At 49.1% G+C, this 668-nt stretch carries 1 protein-coding gene; it reads right to left on the reverse strand.

The annotated features are described in order from the left end of the window. Positions 1-452: 452 nt before the first annotated feature. On the reverse strand, positions 453-668 hold a 216-nt coding region (locus ADT71_RS32505; RefSeq protein WP_231635431.1), incomplete at its 5' end, for a hypothetical protein.

The following is a 668-nucleotide window of genomic DNA, read 5'->3' on the forward strand; positions in this document are numbered from 1 at the left end:
CTCCGTGATGCAAAAATCTGATGCACATCCGGCGCGCTTTTCATGGGCGGAATCAACATCCCAGCGCCCAATGGCTCTGATGCAAAAGTTTTGATTTTGCATCAGTACAAGGTGGTTGTTGGACAACCGCGCTTGTCGGCCTTGACGCGGAAATTCGCGGTGACCACATGGGAGCCGGGCCATTGTAACTGATCTCAATCCTAATCTGACACTGACAACTCTCGTAACTTGATCTTGAGGCCCTCGGTCAAACCGCGCTGCAAAGGCAGCGCCGTGAGGTTGTCGTGCAAGATTCCAAACTAGATCACGTTAAGCTATTTTTGGATGCTGGCCGTCCAAAGACGGCAACTGCGTTGGCATTTGCAAGGTTTATACCTTGGGCTGCTATTCCTGCATCTCTTCCTAGCGCATTGAGCTTTATCGAAACGCTCTTTGCGATGATCTTACTTATATTAGCTATCGCGGTCTTCTTTTATAGAAGCGAAACATTTGGAGACGACTTCTCCGTCCTTGACGATCAGCATACATGCTGCTTCGGCCTTGACGTGGTATTCTTTGAAGGTGGTTTGCGAGGGGTCTTTGAACGTTGGCCGTTCATAGACGCTTTCGATCGATATGTAGGGCGCGATCAAGCGTCCAACTAAAACGATTTGACCTCGTTCCTTTAA

It is taken from the genome of Novosphingobium sp. ST904 (genome assembly GCF_001298105.1).
GTDB lineage: Bacteria > Pseudomonadota > Alphaproteobacteria > Sphingomonadales > Sphingomonadaceae > Novosphingobium.